Below are 16,517 nucleotides of genomic sequence, written 5' to 3' on the forward strand. Positions count from 1 at the left end.
GTCACTCGTGCGGTCACTTCAGTGCGGCCGTGGCCTCGTCGAGGACGATGCCGAGCGACCGGGTGCCGCGGCCCTTGGCCCACACCTCGGAGTCGACCTCGTGGACGTCGCCGTTCTTGACGGCCGGAATGCGCGACCAGAGCGGGTTCTTGGCGAGCTTGTCGGACAGCTTGCCGTCGGAGGGTCCGCCGAAGGAGAGCGTCTCGACGAACATCACGTCGACGTCGGCGGCGAGGATCTCCTCCATGCTGTACGTGCCGTCGACGCCGCGGCTCTTCCACGGGTAGTGGGCGATCTTCGGGAAGAGCCCGCCGGCGACGTCGTTGCCGGGGGTGGCGACGCCGAAGTTCTCGTCGCTGCCGAAGATGATCAGCGCGGTCTTGTCGCTCTTGGCGCTCTCGGCCCGGGCGAGCTTGGCGCGGAACGCCTTCTCGGCCGCCTCGCCCTGCTGCGTACGCCCGGTGAGGGCGGCGAGGTTGCGCAGGTAGCCGACGCTGTCCTCCCAGTTGTTCGGCTGCACCGGCCAGAAGACGGTGGCGCCCTTGAGCGCGGGGGCGAGCTTGCCGTGCGTGTCCTCCAGGCCGATGACCAGGTCCGGCTTGTACGACAGGATCGCCTCGGCCTCGGGGGCGAGGAACCCGCCCGGGACGACCGGGATCTTCGCGGCCTTCTCCTTGCCCAGGAACTTCGGGTGGGCGAGCAGCTTGGAGTTGGTGGCGGCGGGCGTCATGCCGAGCTCGGCGAGCATGTCGTCGCAGAGCGCGACGAGGCAGACGACGCGCTGCGGCGGGGCCTTGGTGGTGACGGTGACGCCCTTGGCGTCGGTGACGGAGCGGGCGGCGGCGATGGGCTCGACCTTCACCTCGGTCTTCGGCCCGGCCTTGGCGCCCTCCTCGGCGCCGCCCCCGGCGGTGTCGGCGGCCCCGCCGCAGCCGACGAGCAGCGCCCCCATGACGGCCGTGGCGGCCCAGCGGCGCACGGTGATCCCCAGCATTCTGCGTGACATATGGCTCTCGGTTCCCTGTCTCGGTCCCGGGGCGGGATCGGGCGTGCGGCAAGGGCGCCCCGGGCCGCTCCCCCCACCACACAGATGTGCCACATGATAATCATTATCAACAATGTCGCCGTTCCACCACCCCTCGGGAGCCTCGCCATGCCGCTCGCCCCACGTCTGCTGGTAGCCGATCAAGTCGCCGGATCCATACGCGCGTTGGACCTGCCGGACGGCCGCGTCCGCGGTCTCGTGGAGGGCCGGCACCTCGCCGAGCACGCCGGGTTCCTGGCCCTGCCCGGCGGCCGCTGGGCGTTCGTCGACGACCTCGCGGGCGAGCTCGTCGTCCTCGACCCGTACGGCCCCGACGCGGGCCGCCCGCTCGTCGCGGCGACCACGCCGGTGGCGATCCCGGCCGAGCACCTGGCCGTCGACCCGTCGGGGCGGTACGCGGCGGTCACCACGGGCCTGGGCCGCAGCTGGGAGCCGTGGTCGGACCTGCTGACGGTGGTCGACCTCGACGGCGGCAGGTCCGTCCGGGTCCGCGCGCGGGTGGGCGAGCCGGGCGTCACGGTGCTGGGCGGGCCCGGCGAGCCCGGCGGTCCGCTCGTCGTCCTGCGGCACCGGGAACCCGGCGCGCTGGCCGCCTACCGGTACGACGACCTGCTGGCCGCCGCCCCCGCGTGCCCGCCCGCGACGCCCGCGTACGAGACGGAGCTGCCCGACCACGACGGCCACGGCGACGCCCACGACCCGCTCACCGGGCGGCTGTTCGCGGCCGCCGGCTCCGGGGTGCACCGCGCCCGGCGCGAGGGTGACCGGCTGGTGGCCGAGGAGCCGCTGCCTTGGGCGGGCCCGGGACGCGGCTACTACCTGCGGCTCGACCCGGTACGCCGGGTGCTGTGGTCCTGCGTGCGCGGCGGGCCCGCCGACCCCGGCCGCTGGCCGGAGTGGACCAACGACGCCTGGTTCCACACCCTCGACGGCGAGCGCACCGGGCGCGTGCCCCTCGGGCCCGGCCTGGTCTTCCGGCTCGCGGTCGCCGCGCGGCACGTGGCGTACGCGCGCGTGCACCCGGACGGCGACGAGCTCGTGCTGCTCGACCGCGACGAGCCGAGGGTCGTGGCCCGCCGGCCGCTGCCGCCCATGGACGGCGCGCCGAAGCCCGGCGCCACGCCCTGGGACGGGGTGCAGCGGCGGGCGATCGCCGCGTCACCGGGTGCGGGGTTCACCGCCGTCACCCGGGGCGGTCACGGCGAGGTTCACCTTTTCGACGGAACCGAGCCGGTGGCCACTTTCACCCTGCCGACCCCCCTCGACGACGGGGGCCACCTGGCCCTGACGGCCCCGGGAGACGGCGCCTGGGGCGACCCGGTGGGCCGCTGAGGGGCTGCGGCGGGCGCGGCCGGCAGTGGCCGGACGCCCACTGATTGTGAATCAATTCACCTGACCCTCTTGGCCGGGCGTGCCGTTCCGTGCTGAGATTCGTCCGGGCTCAACGGCACTCACAGCACTCAACAGCTCAATGGCGCGCTCGGGGAGGGCAATGTGGCGGATACCGCCATGTCTGGTTCCGGAACGACCGCAAGCGACGATCCCCTCCAGACCGCGGTATGGCGGCTGCGTTCCCGCGGCTGCTGGAGCGACGCGGCCGCCCTGCTCGCACCCCGCGCGGACGAACCCGCGGCGGCGCTGCAGCGCGCGGCCCTGCTGATCGAGCGGTGCCTGTACACCGAACAGGGCTGGGCCGAGGCGGAGGACGCCCTGCGCGTGGCGGAGGCGCTCGCCCACGACGACGGCGAGCGCGGCGCGGCCGCCTGCGAACGCGGCTACCTCGCCTACGCGTCGACGCTGCACGGCGTACGGGACCGGGCCGACGAGGCCCGCGCGGCGCTGGGCCGCGCCGCCGCGCTGATCGGTCCCACCGCGCCGGGCCGCCCGCTGCTGGACTTCCGGCGCGGCCTGCTCGCCCAGAACCTCGCCGACTCGCCGCAGGCCGCCCGCGCCGCGTACCGCCGCGCCCACGCCGGCGCCACCGCCCAGGACGACCGGCTGCTGATGTCCTTCACCTGGCGGCACCTGGCGGGGCTGGCCCTGCGCGACGGGGAGCTGGCCGAGGCCCGGCACGGCTTCGCCGAGTCGCTGCGGCTGCGCGAGGAGCTCGGCTACCTGGTCGGTACGGCCCCGGCCCTGGCGGCCCTCGCGGAGGCCGAGCCCGAGCCGGAGGCGGCGCGGCTGCGCGAGGAGGCGCGGCGGCTGTTCCGGTTGCTGGGGGGCGTACCGACGTGGCTGGCGGCGCAGTTGGCGGTCCGGCCTGCCGCCTGAGGGGCGCGCTCCCGGCTCAGGGAGCGCTGGCAGAGGGCGTTGTCAGAGGGCTCTGCCATGATCCGTGGCATGAGCGACACCAGCCTCGACCAGGCACGCAGAGCCCTCGACGCCCTCCGTACACGCGAGGGCCTCGAACTCCTCGACGGCATCCCGGACACCGAACTCGACACCTGGCCGATCGCGATACCGGCGGCCGTCCGCGCGGTGCTGCGCGAGGTGGGCGGCATCCGGTACGGCCGCGAGCGCTACGACTTCGGGCCCCGGGGGCTCGACACCGGCCAGTGGGGCACCGGCGACCTGCTGGTGGGCGTGGGCGGCGAAGACGACTGGGGGCCGATGGTCCGCGTCGAGGAGTACGACGACATGGAGATCGTCGTCGAGGCGCCGACGTTCACCTCCTGGCTGCTGACCCTGGGCGCGGAGCGATCCGCCCCCGAGGCGACCCTCGCCGCCATCCCCTCGATCGAGGCGGCCGAGGGCCCGGACGCGGAGCTGGCCGCCCTGGCCGACGGCGGGGACTCCCTCACCGACCTGGTAGACCTGCGCGCGGTCCCCGGCTACCCGTGCCGGGTGGCGTGGGAGCCGTACCACTCCCTGGAGTACGAGACCGCCGACACGGGCAGCAGCGACATCGAGTACGAACTCATCGGTGGGGGCCGGGCGTTGCTGCTCCGCAGCGTGCCCAGCGGCGACTTCCTGGACCGCCCGGTGCGCCGCCACCGTGTTCCCGCCGACGCGCCGCGCCGCGCCGTCACCGAGCTGCGCGCCCTCGCCGCCGACCACCCCGACCTGGTGACCCTCGAACCGGGCTGCACCGACGAGGAGATGGACGGCTGGCCGGTCCCGGTCCCGGAGGACATCCGCACGGTCCTCCGCGAGATCGGCGGCGTCCGCATGCCGGGCCTGCACACCCTGCGCCTGCTGCCCGGCGCGCCGGAGCACACCGTCGACCCGGAGGTGCACCGCATGATGGGCGGCGACGGCACGTACTGGCCGATCGCCCGGGTCACGTACGGCTTCAGCGTCGCGCTCGCCCAGATCCGCATCGACCCGGACACCGGCGAGTGGGGCTACGCCGTCTCGATCCCCTCGGGCCCGCGCGACCTCGGCGAGGAACCCGAGCTGTCGCTGCTGGCCGAGTCGCTGCCGCACCTGCTGCTGACCGTCGCCCGCACGGCCCGCGAGGCGGCCGTCTCCCCGGACTTCGGGCGCCACGTCTCCTCCGCCCTCTGCTGGTTCATGCCGAACACCGGTGAGCCGTGGACCCGCCCGGTGCCCGTCGAGGAGTGGTCCGACTCCTCCGACCCGCTCCGCGCCGCGCTCGCCACCCTCCCGCCGGGCACCCACGTCGCCGACCTGCACGACTCCCCCATCCCCACGGACCTCTGCTTCCACCGCTCCTACCGGTGGCCTTACGGCGCGGACTCGCTGGACCGCCTCCACTTCACGGCGGGCGGCCGCCTGGTGGCGGCGATACCGAGGAAGCCCTGACCCGGCCTCGGGTGTCACAGGTCGGCGAGGGTGCTGTCCACGGTGGCGAGCAGGGCCTGCCTGTCGTCCCGGACCCTGCCGAGCACGCGCAGTCCGTAGTACGTGCTCTGGATCCGGCGCGCCAGGGCGCGGACATCACCGGAGGCGCGGATCTCGCCCGTGTGGCGGCCGGCGGTGAGGGCCGCGTACAGCTCGTCCTCGACCCGGTCGAAGCTGCGTCGTACCGCTTCCCTGACGTCCTCGTCGAGTCCGGCCGCCTCGATGGCGGCGTTGATCGCGAAACATCCCCGGCGGTCGGTCTCGTCGAGGTCGGCGTCGATGGCGTGGATCATCATCTCGCGCAGCCGGTCCTTGACGGGGCCCGGGCGCCGGAGGAGCGCGATCTGCTCGGCGGTGCTGGTCTCGTAGTAGCGGTTGAGGGCGCGCAGGTAGAGGAGGCGCTTGCCGCCGAAGGTGTTGTAGAGGCTCGAAGGCCCGAGGCCCGTGCTGTCGCACAGGTCGCGGGTCGACGTGCCCTCGTACCCATGACGCCAGAAGGTCTCCATGGCGGCGGTGACGACGCGGTCCTCGTCGAACTGTCGGGGCCTGGCCATGTCCCCCACCCTAGGTTTTTTGGAACAGGTTGACAAAACGTGACTGTGGGCGGCCTTCGGGCGGTACGCGCCGCCCACAGTCCGCGCGTCAGGCCACGGCACCGACCGCCTCGATCTCGATCATCCAGTCCGGGTCGGCGAGCGCGGCGACCTGGACGAAGCTTTCCGCGGGGAACGGCGGAACGTAGTACTCCGCGCGGAGGGCCGCGAAGACGTCCTGGTGGGAGAGGTCCGTGACGAAGACGGTGACCTTCACCGCCTGGTCGAGACCCGAGCCCCCGTTGGCCAGGACGGTGGCGACGTTGGCCAGGGCCCGCCGCGCCTGCGCCTCGAAGTCCCCGCGCCCGACGGTGGCTCCCGTCGCGTCGACCGGCGCCTGACCGGAGGTGAAGACCAGCCCGCCCACGCGGATGCCGAGCGAGATGCCGTCCTGCGCGTACCAGTCGGGGTCCGCCGTGACGCGGGTACGAGTGAGGGGCGGCGTGGAAAGCGGTGCCATGTCTGCTCCTTCTGGCGTGACGTGGTGGTCGGATGTGTGCCTGGGAGGGCCCCACGTTTTGGATCGAGTGCTTCATAACGCGGCGCGAGACGTAAAGCACCTCGCCCCGGCAGGGACCGTAGCACGTTATGAAGCGAGTGCTTCAAAACAGGGGCCAGACCGGAGGCTCACGCGGGGCGGCGATCCCTACGCGTCCTCCGGTAGGTGGTAGTAGACGGTCCCCGACCGCCAGGCGCCGTGCTCGGTCATCTCCGCCTCGATGACGACGTCCTGGATCTCGACGGGCCCCAACGCCTCGATGGCGTCGGCCAGTCGCCGCAAGAGAGCGGGAACGCTGTCGCAGCCGGGGCCGAAGGGGTTGGCCAGCGAGAAGTGGCGCACGGTCCAGTGCGCGGGAGTTTCGGTCACGGGCCGATCGTAGGTTCTGCCGTTACCCGGCCCACACCTTCAGCTCGGCCCACACGGTCTTGCCCACCGGCGCCCGGTCCGCCACGCCCCACGCGTCGGCGAGCGCCGCCACCAGGAGCAGCCCGCGCCCGCCGTCCCCGTACGGCTCGGGCGCCACCACCACCGGTCGGCGCTCGCCCCGGGTGTCGCTGACCTCGATCCGCAGGACGCCGTCCCCCGACAGCGCGAGCCGCACCTCGAAGTCCCGCCCGGGCACCCGCCCGTGCGTCACGGCGTTCGCCGCCAGCTCCCCCACCACGAGCGCGGCCGCCTCGGCGCCGTCGCTCCCGTACGGAACGCCCCACACGTCCAGCCGGTGCCCGGCCAAGTGCCGGGCGAGACGCGCACCGCGCCGGGTGGAGCTGAACCGCTGGGTGAACACACGTACGGTAACCGGGCTTTGCTCTGTCACATGACCGCTCATGCGCCCACCGTGGCGGCTGCGCAAGGGGGTTGACCAGCCGAACCGCTCGTACGCTGCCGCAGCGTACGGGCTCACGCTGTGGACAGTACGCGTCACGGTCCGTGACGATACGGGGCGGAGGTGTTGCCTTATGACAGCCAACAACACGGAACCCGAGTCGTCCGACAGTCTCAAGGCGTTCGGCGCGGTACTCAAGGCTTTCCGCATCCGGGCGGGCCTGACGCAGGAGGAGTTCGCCGCGAGGGTCCACCACTCCGTGCACTTCGTGGCCTCGGTGGAGCAGGGCCGCCGGATGCCCTCGCCGGAGTTCGTGGAGCTGGCGGAGGAGGTGCTGGACGCGTTCGGGGCGCTGCGGGGGGCGGCGGCGCACTTGTCGCGGCAGCGCGGGCTTGCCAAGTACTTTCGCGAGTGGTCCAAGCTGCACGAGACAGCGCTGAGCGTCTGTACGTACGAATGCCGCGTCATTCCGGGGCTGCTCCAAACCGAGCAGTACGCCCGGGCGCTCATGCTCAACACCCCGCCGCCCAGCTCGCCGGAGTGGGTGGAGGAACGAGTGTCCACGCGCCTGGAGCGGCAGCGCCTCCTGACCCGCGATCAGCCGATCGCGTTCAGCTTCATCGTCGAGCAGGCACTGTTGGAGCGCGGCACCGGAGGCGACGATGTCACACAGGGCCTGCTGGACCACCTCATCGCCCAATCGGCCCTGCCGAACGTCCAACTGCAGATCATGCCGCTCAAGGCACCGGAGCACGCTGGTATGGACGGTGCGCTGGAACTCCTGGAGACAACGGACTTCAAGTGGCACGGCTACATCGAAGGCCACAACACTGGCCATCTGATTCAGGACCCGAAGCCCGTCAGCATCCTCAAACAGCGCTATGACAAACTGCGATCGCAGGCGCTCACCCCTGCGGACTCCTTGGGCCTACTGAAGCGAATGCGAGGAACTCTGTGAAGGACGCACTCGAGGAAGTGACCTGGTTCAAGAGCAGTTACAGCGGCTCGGCAAACGACAGCTGCGTCGAGGTCGCCACCTGCGCCTCCACCGTCCACGTGCGCGACTCCAAGGACCCGGCGGGCCCGCAGCTCGCGCTCTCGCCCGCCGCTTGGGCCGCCTTCGTACCGCACGTCAGCTTGGGGTGACGGGCGGCAGATCGTCGGGCGGCGTGATGCCGAAGGTGTCGGCGAGGACGCCGGACAGCTCCTCGTCGGGCACGTCGCGCTCGGTGCGGGTGCCGTCCGCGCGGGTCTCGGTGAGGCGGCCGTTCGCGAGGGACAGGTGCGTGTCGTCGGTGACGCGCTGGACGTAGAGGGTGCGGGAGAACGGGGAACGGGGGTTGGTGGCGATGTGCCAGTTGATGACCTCGAAGTCGGGCGCCTCGAAGGGCTCGACCGTGAACGCGTACTGATCGGCCCACGTCCCGGCGCCGCCGCCCTCGGAAGGCTCGTACGCCTGGAGCACCCACATCTCCAGCGGCCCGTCGTGCGGGGCGTGCACGAGACGGTGGCGGCGCGCACCCGCGCGGAACTCGGTGTCGGCGACCAGCGGCACCGCCTCGATGAGCGAGCCCGCCGCGCCGAAGCCGACGTCCGCGAGGAAGTCGCCCTCGCCCGGTACGTGGACGAGCAGGCACATGTGCGTGCGCGGCCGGATCGCGCCGTCGGCGCCGACGAGGACGCGGGCGGCGAGCCGGGTCACGCGGAAGCCGAGGGCTTCCAGGGCGGCGGCGAAAAGCGTGTTGTGCTCGTAGCAGTAGCCGCCGCGCCCGCCGTGGACCAGCTTCGCGACCAGGTCCGGCAGGGCGAGGGACGGCGCGACGCCCCGGATCGGGTCCAGGTTCTCGAACGGCACGGCGTAGAGGTGCGCACGGTTCAGGGCCCGGAGCGTGTCGGCGTCGGGCTTGTGGTCGCCCCGCAGCCCCACGTGGGTCAGGTAGGCGTCGAGGTCGAAGGGCGCGGTGTCGTCAGGTCTGGCCATGATCCAACCGTACGCACGTACGGGACGATGCGGCCAGGGCCTGCTCGCACAGCGGAACACGTGCCGTGTCAGTGCCGTGCGCTTCACTTCCCTCCATGGAGCTCACGCATGCCGACGTCAACGACCTGCTGGCCCGACTCGACCCGCCGGCGGCTTCATGTACCTGCCCAGCGGCATGGACCCGCAGGTCCTGACCGACCTGCTCTCCGGCATGTTCGGTGCTCCGCGCACCCTCGTCCTCGACGGCTTCACCGATCCGACGGTCGACGAGTCCAGGGGTGCGGCGCTGCTCGCCTTCTTCGAGGGCCGGGCCGTGCGGATACGGGCGTGGGCGTACGGGGATCAGTGGATCGGCACGGGAACGGCGCGGGACGCGGAGGGGACCGAGCGGCCGGTGCTGGCGGTCGCGCGCAGGGTGGTGCCCGAGCCGGTGACGGCCGCCCCGGGCGAGGACGTCGACTGGGTGCGGCGGCTCATACGGATCACCGGCTGGACACAGCCCGCGCAGCGACCGGACGTGGACTGGGCGGAAGTGGAGTCGCGCCTGGGCACCGCGCTGCCGAGCGACTACAAGCGCATGGTGGAAACCTTCGGGGAGGGCGCCTTCGACGCGTGGCCGGCCCTGCACCAGGAACCGTGGACGGACCTGCGGGAGGAGGGTCTGCTCACCCGCCGTTCCGCGCAGCTCCCGTCTCGGGTGAGCGGATGGTTGCCCCGGTTCGTTCGGGGTGGCGGGGACGGGTGTCGTCGTCGCAGCTCGGCTCGACAGCCAGCGATGTATAGCACTTGATCGTGTCGGTGATGAAGTGCCGGCTGTGGTCCGGGCTGAGCGCCTGAGCCTGGAGGTGCGCGTACACCATGTCGTACTGCTGCACCTCGGCCGGCCTTTCCAGACAGAGGCCGCTGGTGAACTGCTCCAGGTACACCACTGCTTCGCGGCTGTCGGGGAACCGCAGGAGGGAGAACCGTCCTGAGAGGCCCGGGTGAGCGCCGGCCGTGTGGGGGAGGACCTGCACGGTGATGTGCGGCTCGGTGCTCAGTGCGTGAAGGTGCTCCAGTTGCTCGCGCATGATTTCCCGGCTGCCTACGACGCGCCGCAGGGCCGACTCGTCCAGGACGACCCACAGCCGAAGGCGGCAGGCGGGGTCGTAGATCCGGTGCTGGCGGCGAAGCCGCACCTTCAGACGCGCAGCGGCTTCTTCGACGGTGGCCAGGGGGATCGTTTCCTCGATGACCGAGGCCGCGTAGGCGGGTGTCTGCAGCAGGCCGGGGATCACCATGCACTCGTAGGTATGGATGGAGGAGGCTTCCGTCTCCAGGCCGACATAGACGCCGTGGGGGATGTCGCCGTAGGCGTGCCACCAGCCCTGTCGGCTCGATGCCCTGGCCAGCTCCATGAGGCAGTCGACGACATCCTGGTCGGTGACGCCGTAGAGGGTGCACAGGTCGCGCACGTCGCGGGGACTGACGGCACGGCGACCGGTTTCCATGTGACTGACCTTGGCCTGGGAAATCAGCAGACGCGCCGCCACCTGCGTGCCGGTCAGACCGCTGGCCTTACGGAGCCGGCGCAGTTCCGCTCCCAGTCGTCGCCCCCTGACGGTGGGGTGGTTGTTCGCCGCCACGGGCGGTGTACCTCCAGCTCCAAGTCACTGCCTGCGCCAGCAGGTTGCCATGGAGGACCGGCTGTTGATCACGTGCCGTGCCGTCGGGTTCGGCGGCGGCGAAAACGGATTGTGACCCTGTAATTTGCCGATCGCCGCTCCGCCGTACGGAGCAGTGCTGCGCACCGGGGGGGATGGGCCTGTCGGGCGACGCCGAAGGTCGCCTGGTAGGGGCCGGAACCGGCGACCGCGCCCCGCGAACCCTCAGCCCGCCGCCGTCGCCGTCAGGGCCGAAGGGGCCTTGCGCGGCGCGCCCGTGCACTGCAGGGCGAGGTTCTTGTCGGCCTGCGCCAGCTGTCGCAGGGCGTCGGAGAGGCAGGTGCGGAGGGCCTGCTGGCCGTAGAAGTTGGGGTGGAGGGACTCGGCCTCGTCGGTGGCGGGGAGGGGGTTCTTGGAGCGTTCGAAGTAGCGGGCCCACTGGGCGTCGGCGGCGGCGGGGAGGTAGACGCGGCCGCGGGTGGTGAGTTCGGCCTGGTGGGTGGAGGTGTGGCAGACCTCGTGGCCCTCGGCGACCCTGCGGACGTCGAGGAAGGAGACCTGCTGGGCCGTGGCGGCCTTCTTCAGGGCGGCGGACAGGGCGGGGTAGACCTGCGTGTTCAGCCAGGCGAGGTCGCGGTTGTAGAAGGGGCAGCCGTAGGTGCCCCAGCGGGTCCAGCTGTGTTCGTCGCCGGCCGTCGTGGCCGGGTCTCCCGGGGCGAGCGTGGCGGGGTAGGACTGGAGGACGATCCGGGCCGACGAACCGGCGGCCGCGAGGGCCTCCTTGACCTTGGCGACCGTGTCGGCGGCCTCCTGCTCCGCCGCCTTGACGCTCTTGAGGACGGGCTCGGTCACCGCCCGGTCCACCGAGCAGTACGCGTTCGCCTTCCAGGACGCGGCGCACCTGCCGGCGGCCTCCGGGAGTGCAGAGCCGCCGACGGAGACGACCACGTACCCGACCTTGGTGCGCTCCGAGGCGAGGAGCGCCTTCAGCTGCTCCAGCTGGGGCCGCTCGCTGCGGTAGGGCTCGCTCAGGACGTGCCGGGTCTGCGCGCCGGAGCAGGCGAGGTTGAGGGGGTGGGCGATCTCGCCGTGCGGGCTGGGCACGCCCTTGGCGCCGTGGATCTCGGCCGTGTCGGAGCGGTGGCAGTCCGAGGCGCTGGGCGCGTACACCGAGTCGAGCGGCAGGTTCTCGGCCTGCGTGCGGTCCGTCGCGGCGCGCAGCTCGGCCGGGACGCCGCCCTTGGCCCAGTCACCCTCCGCGTTGCCCTTCCAGCGGGCCCCCTCGCCGGCGATGAAGCCGTCGCCGAGGGCGACCGCGTAGACGGAGTCCGTGGAGGGCGCGGGGGCGGGCGCGGGCGCGGGGGCCATGGCCGTGAGCGAGGCGGGCAGCGCGACCAGCGCGCAGAGCGCGGCGGTACGGCGACGGCGGCGGCGCGAGTGGCTCATGAGGGCGGCGTCCCTTCGGGCGGGAAAGATGCGGGGTCGAGGGGATCCTGACCACGACGAGTGCCCACGGCGTGGGGTGGGACGCCCGATCACCCGCAGGAGCGTTCCGCCTGCGCCAGGCAGAGCAGTACGTCGTCCAGGCCGACGACCAGCGAGCCGTCGCCCGTCACGGCGACCGCGCGGATCCGGGGCCCGGGGCGGAAGCGCAGGACCCGGCGGGCGCCGAGGCCGTGCAGACCGTGCAGCTCGGCGAGGCCGTCCGCCCAGGCGACCGCGAGGAACCGGTCGGCGGCGTGGAGGGCGACGACCGGGTGCGGGCGTGCGGCCACCGGACGGCGCGCGGGCGCACGGCCGGGGCGCCAGGCGCGTACGGTGCCGTCCGTTCCGCCGCTGTACGCGGTCGACGCCGAGGCCGCCAGCGCGGTGACGCGGCCGGGGTGCAGCGCGGCCTGGTCCACCCCGTCGAGGCCGAAGGCGTGCACCGTGCCCATCCGGTCGCCGGTCAGCACCGTGGGGCCGGCGGTTGCGAGGGCCGTCGCGGGGTGCCGGGCCAGGGTGGCCGTCACGGCCTCGGTCAGCCGGGTCGGCGGGCCGCCGCGCGTCTGCAGCCGACCCCGTTCGTCCAGCGCCAGCCGCGTCCCGTCGGGGAGGCACGCGACCGCCGTGGCGCGCGGCTCGTCCGCCCCGACCAGGCGCCCGTCCGGCGTGGTCGTCAGCGCGGTGCCGGGCGTACGGCGTGACCACGCCAGGCGCCACGGCTGCCCGGCGGCCACTTCCGCGAGGGCGGGCGCGAGCCGCCGGTCGGCGGTGTCGTCGAGCGCTGTGAGCAGGACCAGGGCGCGGCCCGCCGGGGTCTGCCCGTCGCGGATCAGCGCCTGCCCGGCGCGCAGCCACGCGGCGCGCAGGCCCCCGTGGGGATCGGTGCCGGACTCGTACGCCTCGGTGACGGACAGCGGGTCGGCGGCGCAGACGGCCTCCGGGTCGTCGAGGTTCGGCGGGGAGTAGGGAGCAGGGGGCGGCGGCGGGCCGGTCGCGACGACGTCGAGGTGGCCCAGCGCGCGGAGCGCGTGGACGAGGTCGTCGTCGGGGGCGAGGTCGTCGTCGGGGGCGAGGTCCACCCGTACGGTGCGGGGCGGCCCGGCCAGGAGCGCGGACAGCAGCTCGGCCGGGGTCCCGGCGACCACACCCAGCCGGTTGGCCAGCGTCCACACGGCGGCGCGCCGGGTCACGCCGGTGCCGCTCACTTGGCGCTGGTGAAGTGCTCGCGTACCAGCGACTGCACCACCGACAGGTCCTGGGCGATCAGCGCCTCCAGCAGGGCACTGTGCTCGGCGGCGTCCGCGACGAGGTCGGCGCGGCGGGCCCGGGGCTGGTCGGTGAGCGGCCACTGGGCGCGGCGGTGCAGGTCGTCGGCGATGTCGACGAGCTGGGCGTTGCCGGCCAGGGAGAGGACGGCGCGGTGGAACGCGCGGTCGGACTCGGCGTAGTGGGCGATGTCGCCCCGGGCGGCGGCCGCGGCGGTGGCCTCGGCGAGGGGCCACAGCTCCGTCCAGCGGTCGGCGGGGATCGTACGGGCCAGCCGCAGCATGACGGGCACCTCGATGAGGGCGCGGACCTCGGCGAGTTCGGCGAGCTCGCGCGGGGTGCGGCGGGTGACGCGGAAGCCGCGGTTCGGCACGACCTCGACGGCGCCTTCGAGCGCGAGCTGCTGCATCGCCTCGCGGACGGGGGTGGCGGAGACGCCGAAGCGGGCGCCGAGCGCGGGGGCCGAGTACACCTCGCCGGGGGTGAGCTCTCCGCTGACCAGGGCGGTCCGCAGGGCGTCGAGGATCTGTCCGCGTACGGAGTGCCGCTGCACGAGCGGCCCGGCGGCGGCACCCGGGGCGGGGACGCCGGGGGCTGGGGCCGGGACGCCGGCACCCGAGGCAGGGGCGCCGGGGGCCGGGGGCTCGCTGTGGGTGTGTTCGCCGCGTGCGTGCTGTTCGGGGAGGCGGGCCGCCGGGTGCCCGCCGGGGCGCTGCCCGGGCAGTGACCGGTGCGGCGGGTGCGGCGGGGTCGTGGCCCTCTCGCGCGCGCTGCCCTGCTGCTCCACTCGGGTCCTCCTGGTGCCTGGTGCCAGGGCCCGGCTCGCGGTGGAAAGGGCCCGTGTGCACGATAAGGCCACGCAGTCGCAGTTCCCATGTCGATCAGATCGGGTAAGGTAAGGCTTACCTGCCAACGATCGTGATCGGTGGTCCCTGCATGACCGTCCCCGCGCTCCTCTCCACTCCCCGTTCCACCGTCGCGGCCTCGCCCGTGGCGGAGGCGTACGCCCGCCTCGCCGAGGTGTTCCCCGGGCTGCGGGTGCGTGAGCCGGCGGACGGCGAGTCGGCGCCGCGCGGCGGCGGCTGGGTCGGCGCGGACGAGCTCGCGGCGGGCGGGGAGGCCCTGGACGCGTTCCTCGCCTGGGACGACGCGCAGGTGGTGCGGGATTACGGGCAGCGGGCCCGCCCCGACGTCGTCGCCAGCTTCGCGCTGCACCGGTACGCGTGGCCCGCCTGCCTCCTCGTCACCGTGCCGTGGTTCCTGCACCGCCGGGTGCCCCGCCTGCCGGTCGCGGACGTGGCGTTCCAGCGGGCGCTGGGCCGGATGACGGTCCGGGTGCGGGAGTTCGCCTGCCTGCCCGGCGACCCGGCGGCCGCGCTGCCCGGCGCCCGGGTCGTCCCGGACGAGGAGGCGCTGCGCGCGGAGGTGCGGGCGGCCGTCGCCGAGCACCTGGCCCCGGTCCTGGAGGGCTTCGGGCCGCGCATGCGGCGCGGCAAGCGGGCCCTGTGGGGCATGGTCACGGACGAGATCGTCGAGGGGCTCTGGTACATCGGCCACCTGCTGGGCGAGGAGCCGCGCGCGATGGCGGAGCTGGAGCTGCTGCTGCCGGGCGCGAGCACGGGCAAGGGCAGGGGCACGAGCCGGGGCACGAGCACCGGTACAGGCAGGGACACGGGCACCGGTACGGGCAGGGACACGGGTACGGGGGCCACGGCCGGCAGCGGTGCCGGACCGGACGCGAGAGCCGAAGCCGCCGCCCGCGCCGCCGCGCTCAAGCCGTACGTCGGCTCCGCCGGGTTCCGCGAGCTGACCGGGCCGAACGGCGAGACGCTGCCGACCCGCGACCGGGCCAGCTGCTGCCTCTTCTACACCCTGCGCCCCGAGGACACCTGCGTCACCTGTCCGCGTACCTGCGACGCCGACCGCGTACGCAAGTTGAGCGCATCGGCGTGACCTCCACGCCACCCGCCCGGGTGGCATGAATCGAACGCAACTCGCGCCTCCCCTACGGTAGTTCGATCAGATCGCACCTATTCGTATGCCGTGCGACCCCGATGGCGTCCTCTTGCTCCGAAACCCCCGTGGTGCCCCGCGGCCTTCGGCCAATATGGCGGCCGACCGCCCTACCGCGAGCGACGATGCGAGGGACACCGCATGAGACTGACCGACATATCGCTGGACTGGCTGCTTCCGGGCGGCCTGATGCTGGTGGGGCTCGTGGCGGCGGTGGCGGTGCTCACCCGCGGCAAGCGGGCCGGCGAGAAGGCCGCCGACGACTCCTGGGAGCGCGGCGAGGAGCGCCGCCGCCGTAAGGAAGCCGTCTACGGCACCGCCTCCTACCTGCTCCTCTTCTGCTGCGCCGCGGTCGCCGCCGCGCTCTCCTTCCACGGACTGGTCGGCTTCGGCCGGCAGAACCTGAGCCTGTCCGGCGGCTGGGAGTACCTGGTGCCGTTCGGCCTCGACGGCGCCGCGATGTTCTGCTCCGTCCTCGCGGTGCGCGAGGCCAGCCACGGTGACGCGGCGCTCGGCTCGCGCCTGCTGGTGTGGACGTTCGCGGGCGCGGCGGCGTGGTTCAACTGGGTGCACGCGCCCCGGGGCGCCGGGCACGCGGGCGCCCCGCACTTCTTCGCGGGCATGTCGCTGTCGGCGGCCGTGCTGTTCGACCGGGCGCTGAAGCAGACCCGGCGGGCCGCGCTGCGCGAACAAGGCCTGGTGCCCCGGCCGCTGCCGCAGATCCGGATCGTACGGTGGCTGCGGGCGCCCCGCGAGACGTTCGGCGCGTGGTCGCTGATGCTGCTGGAGGGCGTACGGACGCTGGACGAGGCCGTCGACGAGGTCCGCGAGGACCGGCGGCAGAAGCAGCAGAGCCGGCTGCGGCGGCGCGAGGAGGCGAAGCGGGAGCGGGCGCGCCTGCGGGCGTTCAACCGGCAGCACCGGGCTTGGGGGCTCGGGCGCGGCGGCCGGCAGGTCGACGTGCGGGCCATGAGCCCCGCCATGGGTTCCACGCACGTCGAGGTGCAGGCCGTCAACGTGGCGAACCGCCCCTCCGGCTCCGGCTCCGCGGCGACGGCCGTGGGATCCCCCATCGCGGAGCCTGCCATACCCGGGACGGCGGAGCCGCCGCCCCGATCCCGGCCCTCCCTCCAGGCCGTGAAGGACACTGAGCCGCGCATGGTCGACCTCACCGCGGAGGACGACACGCAGACGCTGCCACGGCTGGATTCCCTGGAGCAGAAACTCGCCCACCTGGAGCAGCAGTTCGGCTGAAGCACCCGGGGTGAACCCGGGCCGGGACCAGCTGCGTGGCCGACGGGTCCGTCAGGTCCGTCGAGTCCGGCGGGTCCGTCAGGTCCGGCGGGTCCGTCCTGGCGC

17 protein-coding genes are annotated in these 16,517 nt (G+C 73.5%); 7 read left to right on the top strand and 10 right to left on the bottom strand.

What is annotated here, in order from left to right:
- Nucleotides 1-13: 13 nt before the first annotated feature.
- Nucleotides 14-1,006 (bottom strand): ABC transporter substrate-binding protein, encoded by a 993-nt coding sequence (locus tag AC07FJ_RS22480; RefSeq protein WP_479051117.1) that lies wholly within the window; start codon nucleotides 1,004-1,006, stop codon nucleotides 14-16.
- 147 nt (nucleotides 1,007-1,153) lie between these two features.
- On the opposite strand from AC07FJ_RS22480, the gene AC07FJ_RS22485 reads away from it, so the two are divergent.
- The 3 genes from AC07FJ_RS22485 (at nucleotide 1,154) to AC07FJ_RS22495 (ending at nucleotide 4,810) form a co-directional block, all read left to right on the top strand.
- Entirely contained in the window at nucleotides 1,154-2,377 is a 1,224-nt protein-coding gene (locus AC07FJ_RS22485) for a hypothetical protein (RefSeq protein ID WP_479051118.1), read from the top strand.
- A 177-nt stretch (nucleotides 2,378-2,554) separates the two neighbouring features.
- Nucleotides 2,555-3,316, top strand: a complete 762-nt coding sequence (locus tag AC07FJ_RS22490; protein WP_468288041.1) for a hypothetical protein — start codon at nucleotides 2,555-2,557, stop codon at nucleotides 3,314-3,316.
- A gap of 69 nt (nucleotides 3,317-3,385) precedes the next feature.
- Nucleotides 3,386-4,810 (top strand): hypothetical protein, encoded by a 1,425-nt coding sequence (locus tag AC07FJ_RS22495; protein WP_479051119.1) that lies wholly within the window; start codon nucleotides 3,386-3,388, stop codon nucleotides 4,808-4,810.
- Nucleotides 4,811-4,824: 14 nt separating this feature from the next.
- On the opposite strand, the gene AC07FJ_RS22500 is transcribed toward AC07FJ_RS22495, so the two are convergent.
- The 4 genes from AC07FJ_RS22500 to AC07FJ_RS22515 form a co-directional block, all read right to left on the bottom strand.
- Complete coding sequence (locus AC07FJ_RS22500; protein ID WP_479051120.1) at nucleotides 4,825-5,403, bottom strand: TetR/AcrR family transcriptional regulator; 579 nt, start codon at nucleotides 5,401-5,403, stop codon at nucleotides 4,825-4,827.
- An 88-nt stretch (nucleotides 5,404-5,491) separates the two neighbouring features.
- A complete protein-coding gene (locus tag AC07FJ_RS22505) occupies nucleotides 5,492-5,902 on the bottom strand; it encodes a RidA family protein (RefSeq protein WP_479051121.1) in 411 nt (136 codons plus the stop codon).
- 186 nt (nucleotides 5,903-6,088) lie between these two features.
- Nucleotides 6,089-6,310: a hypothetical protein gene (locus AC07FJ_RS22510; RefSeq protein WP_361428990.1), complete on the bottom strand. Its 222-nt coding sequence runs from the start codon at nucleotides 6,308-6,310 to the stop codon at nucleotides 6,089-6,091.
- 22 nt (nucleotides 6,311-6,332) lie between these two features.
- Nucleotides 6,333-6,773, bottom strand: a complete 441-nt coding sequence (locus AC07FJ_RS22515) for an ATP-binding protein (RefSeq protein ID WP_479051122.1) — start codon at nucleotides 6,771-6,773, stop codon at nucleotides 6,333-6,335.
- A 130-nt stretch (nucleotides 6,774-6,903) separates the two neighbouring features.
- Between AC07FJ_RS22515 and AC07FJ_RS22520 the strand changes: the two genes are divergently transcribed.
- Both AC07FJ_RS22520 and AC07FJ_RS22525 read left to right on the top strand, forming a co-directional pair.
- Nucleotides 6,904-7,728 (top strand): helix-turn-helix domain-containing protein, encoded by an 825-nt coding sequence (locus AC07FJ_RS22520; protein ID WP_479051123.1) that lies wholly within the window; start codon nucleotides 6,904-6,906, stop codon nucleotides 7,726-7,728.
- A complete protein-coding gene (locus AC07FJ_RS22525) occupies nucleotides 7,725-7,916 on the top strand; it encodes a DUF397 domain-containing protein (RefSeq protein WP_479051124.1) in 192 nt (63 codons plus the stop codon). Before AC07FJ_RS22520 ends, AC07FJ_RS22525 begins: the two co-directional genes overlap by 4 nt.
- On the opposite strand, the gene AC07FJ_RS22530 is transcribed toward AC07FJ_RS22525, so the two are convergent.
- The 5 genes from AC07FJ_RS22530 to AC07FJ_RS22550 all read right to left on the bottom strand — a co-directional run bounded on the left by AC07FJ_RS22530 (nucleotide 7,903) and on the right by AC07FJ_RS22550 (nucleotide 13,932).
- Nucleotides 7,903-8,751, bottom strand: a complete 849-nt coding sequence (locus AC07FJ_RS22530; protein ID WP_479051125.1) for an arylamine N-acetyltransferase family protein — start codon at nucleotides 8,749-8,751, stop codon at nucleotides 7,903-7,905. The genes AC07FJ_RS22525 and AC07FJ_RS22530 overlap by 14 nt on opposite strands.
- Before the next feature lie 665 nt (nucleotides 8,752-9,416).
- Nucleotides 9,417-10,376, bottom strand: coding sequence for a helix-turn-helix domain-containing protein (locus AC07FJ_RS22535; RefSeq protein ID WP_479051126.1), 960 nt, complete (start codon nucleotides 10,374-10,376; stop codon nucleotides 9,417-9,419).
- 243 nt (nucleotides 10,377-10,619) lie between these two features.
- A complete protein-coding gene (locus AC07FJ_RS22540; RefSeq protein ID WP_479051127.1) occupies nucleotides 10,620-11,840 on the bottom strand; it encodes an SGNH/GDSL hydrolase family protein in 1,221 nt (406 codons plus the stop codon).
- Nucleotides 11,841-11,929: 89 nt separating this feature from the next.
- Nucleotides 11,930-13,084 carry a WD40 repeat domain-containing protein gene (locus tag AC07FJ_RS22545; protein WP_479051128.1) on the bottom strand — a complete coding sequence of 385 codons (1,155 nt, stop codon included), beginning with the start codon at nucleotides 13,082-13,084 and terminating at the stop codon, nucleotides 11,930-11,932.
- Entirely contained in the window at nucleotides 13,081-13,932 is an 852-nt protein-coding gene (locus tag AC07FJ_RS22550) for a GntR family transcriptional regulator (RefSeq protein ID WP_479051129.1), read from the bottom strand. The genes AC07FJ_RS22545 and AC07FJ_RS22550 overlap by 4 nt, the downstream gene beginning before the upstream one ends.
- A 149-nt stretch (nucleotides 13,933-14,081) precedes the next feature.
- On the opposite strand from AC07FJ_RS22550, the gene AC07FJ_RS22555 reads away from it, so the two are divergent.
- Nucleotides 14,082-15,098 (top strand): (2Fe-2S)-binding protein, encoded by a 1,017-nt coding sequence (locus tag AC07FJ_RS22555; RefSeq protein ID WP_479051130.1) that lies wholly within the window; start codon nucleotides 14,082-14,084, stop codon nucleotides 15,096-15,098.
- A 201-nt stretch (nucleotides 15,099-15,299) separates the two neighbouring features.
- Complete coding sequence (locus AC07FJ_RS22560; RefSeq protein ID WP_479051131.1) at nucleotides 15,300-16,412, top strand: DUF2637 domain-containing protein; 1,113 nt, start codon at nucleotides 15,300-15,302, stop codon at nucleotides 16,410-16,412.
- Nucleotides 16,413-16,517 lie beyond the last annotated feature (105 nt).

Source organism: Streptomyces sp. NPDC045998, assembly GCF_056430285.1.

Excerpts from the sequence above, each read along its gene's own strand:
- AC07FJ_RS22555 (WP_479051130.1), top strand. The coding sequence starts at position 14,082 with ATGACCGTCCCCGCGCTCCTCTCCACTCCCCGTTCCACCGTCGCGGCC.
- AC07FJ_RS22560 (WP_479051131.1), top strand. The coding sequence starts at position 15,300 with ATGAGACTGACCGACATATCGCTGGACTGGCTGCTTCCGGGCGGCCTG.
- AC07FJ_RS22500 (WP_479051120.1), bottom strand. The coding sequence starts at position 5,403 with ATGGCCAGGCCCCGACAGTTCGACGAGGACCGCGTCGTCACCGCCGCC.
- AC07FJ_RS22530 (WP_479051125.1), bottom strand. The coding sequence starts at position 8,751 with ATGGCCAGACCTGACGACACCGCGCCCTTCGACCTCGACGCCTACCTG.
- AC07FJ_RS22520 (WP_479051123.1), top strand. The coding sequence starts at position 6,904 with ATGACAGCCAACAACACGGAACCCGAGTCGTCCGACAGTCTCAAGGCG.
- AC07FJ_RS22495 (WP_479051119.1), top strand. The coding sequence starts at position 3,386 with ATGAGCGACACCAGCCTCGACCAGGCACGCAGAGCCCTCGACGCCCTC.
- AC07FJ_RS22515 (WP_479051122.1), bottom strand. The coding sequence starts at position 6,773 with ATGAGCGGTCATGTGACAGAGCAAAGCCCGGTTACCGTACGTGTGTTC.
- AC07FJ_RS22485 (WP_479051118.1), top strand. The coding sequence starts at position 1,154 with ATGCCGCTCGCCCCACGTCTGCTGGTAGCCGATCAAGTCGCCGGATCC.
- AC07FJ_RS22490 (WP_468288041.1), top strand. The coding sequence starts at position 2,555 with ATGTCTGGTTCCGGAACGACCGCAAGCGACGATCCCCTCCAGACCGCG.
- AC07FJ_RS22480 (WP_479051117.1), bottom strand. The coding sequence starts at position 1,006 with ATGTCACGCAGAATGCTGGGGATCACCGTGCGCCGCTGGGCCGCCACG.
- AC07FJ_RS22505 (WP_479051121.1), bottom strand. The coding sequence starts at position 5,902 with ATGGCACCGCTTTCCACGCCGCCCCTCACTCGTACCCGCGTCACGGCG.
- AC07FJ_RS22540 (WP_479051127.1), bottom strand. The coding sequence starts at position 11,840 with ATGAGCCACTCGCGCCGCCGCCGTCGCCGTACCGCCGCGCTCTGCGCG.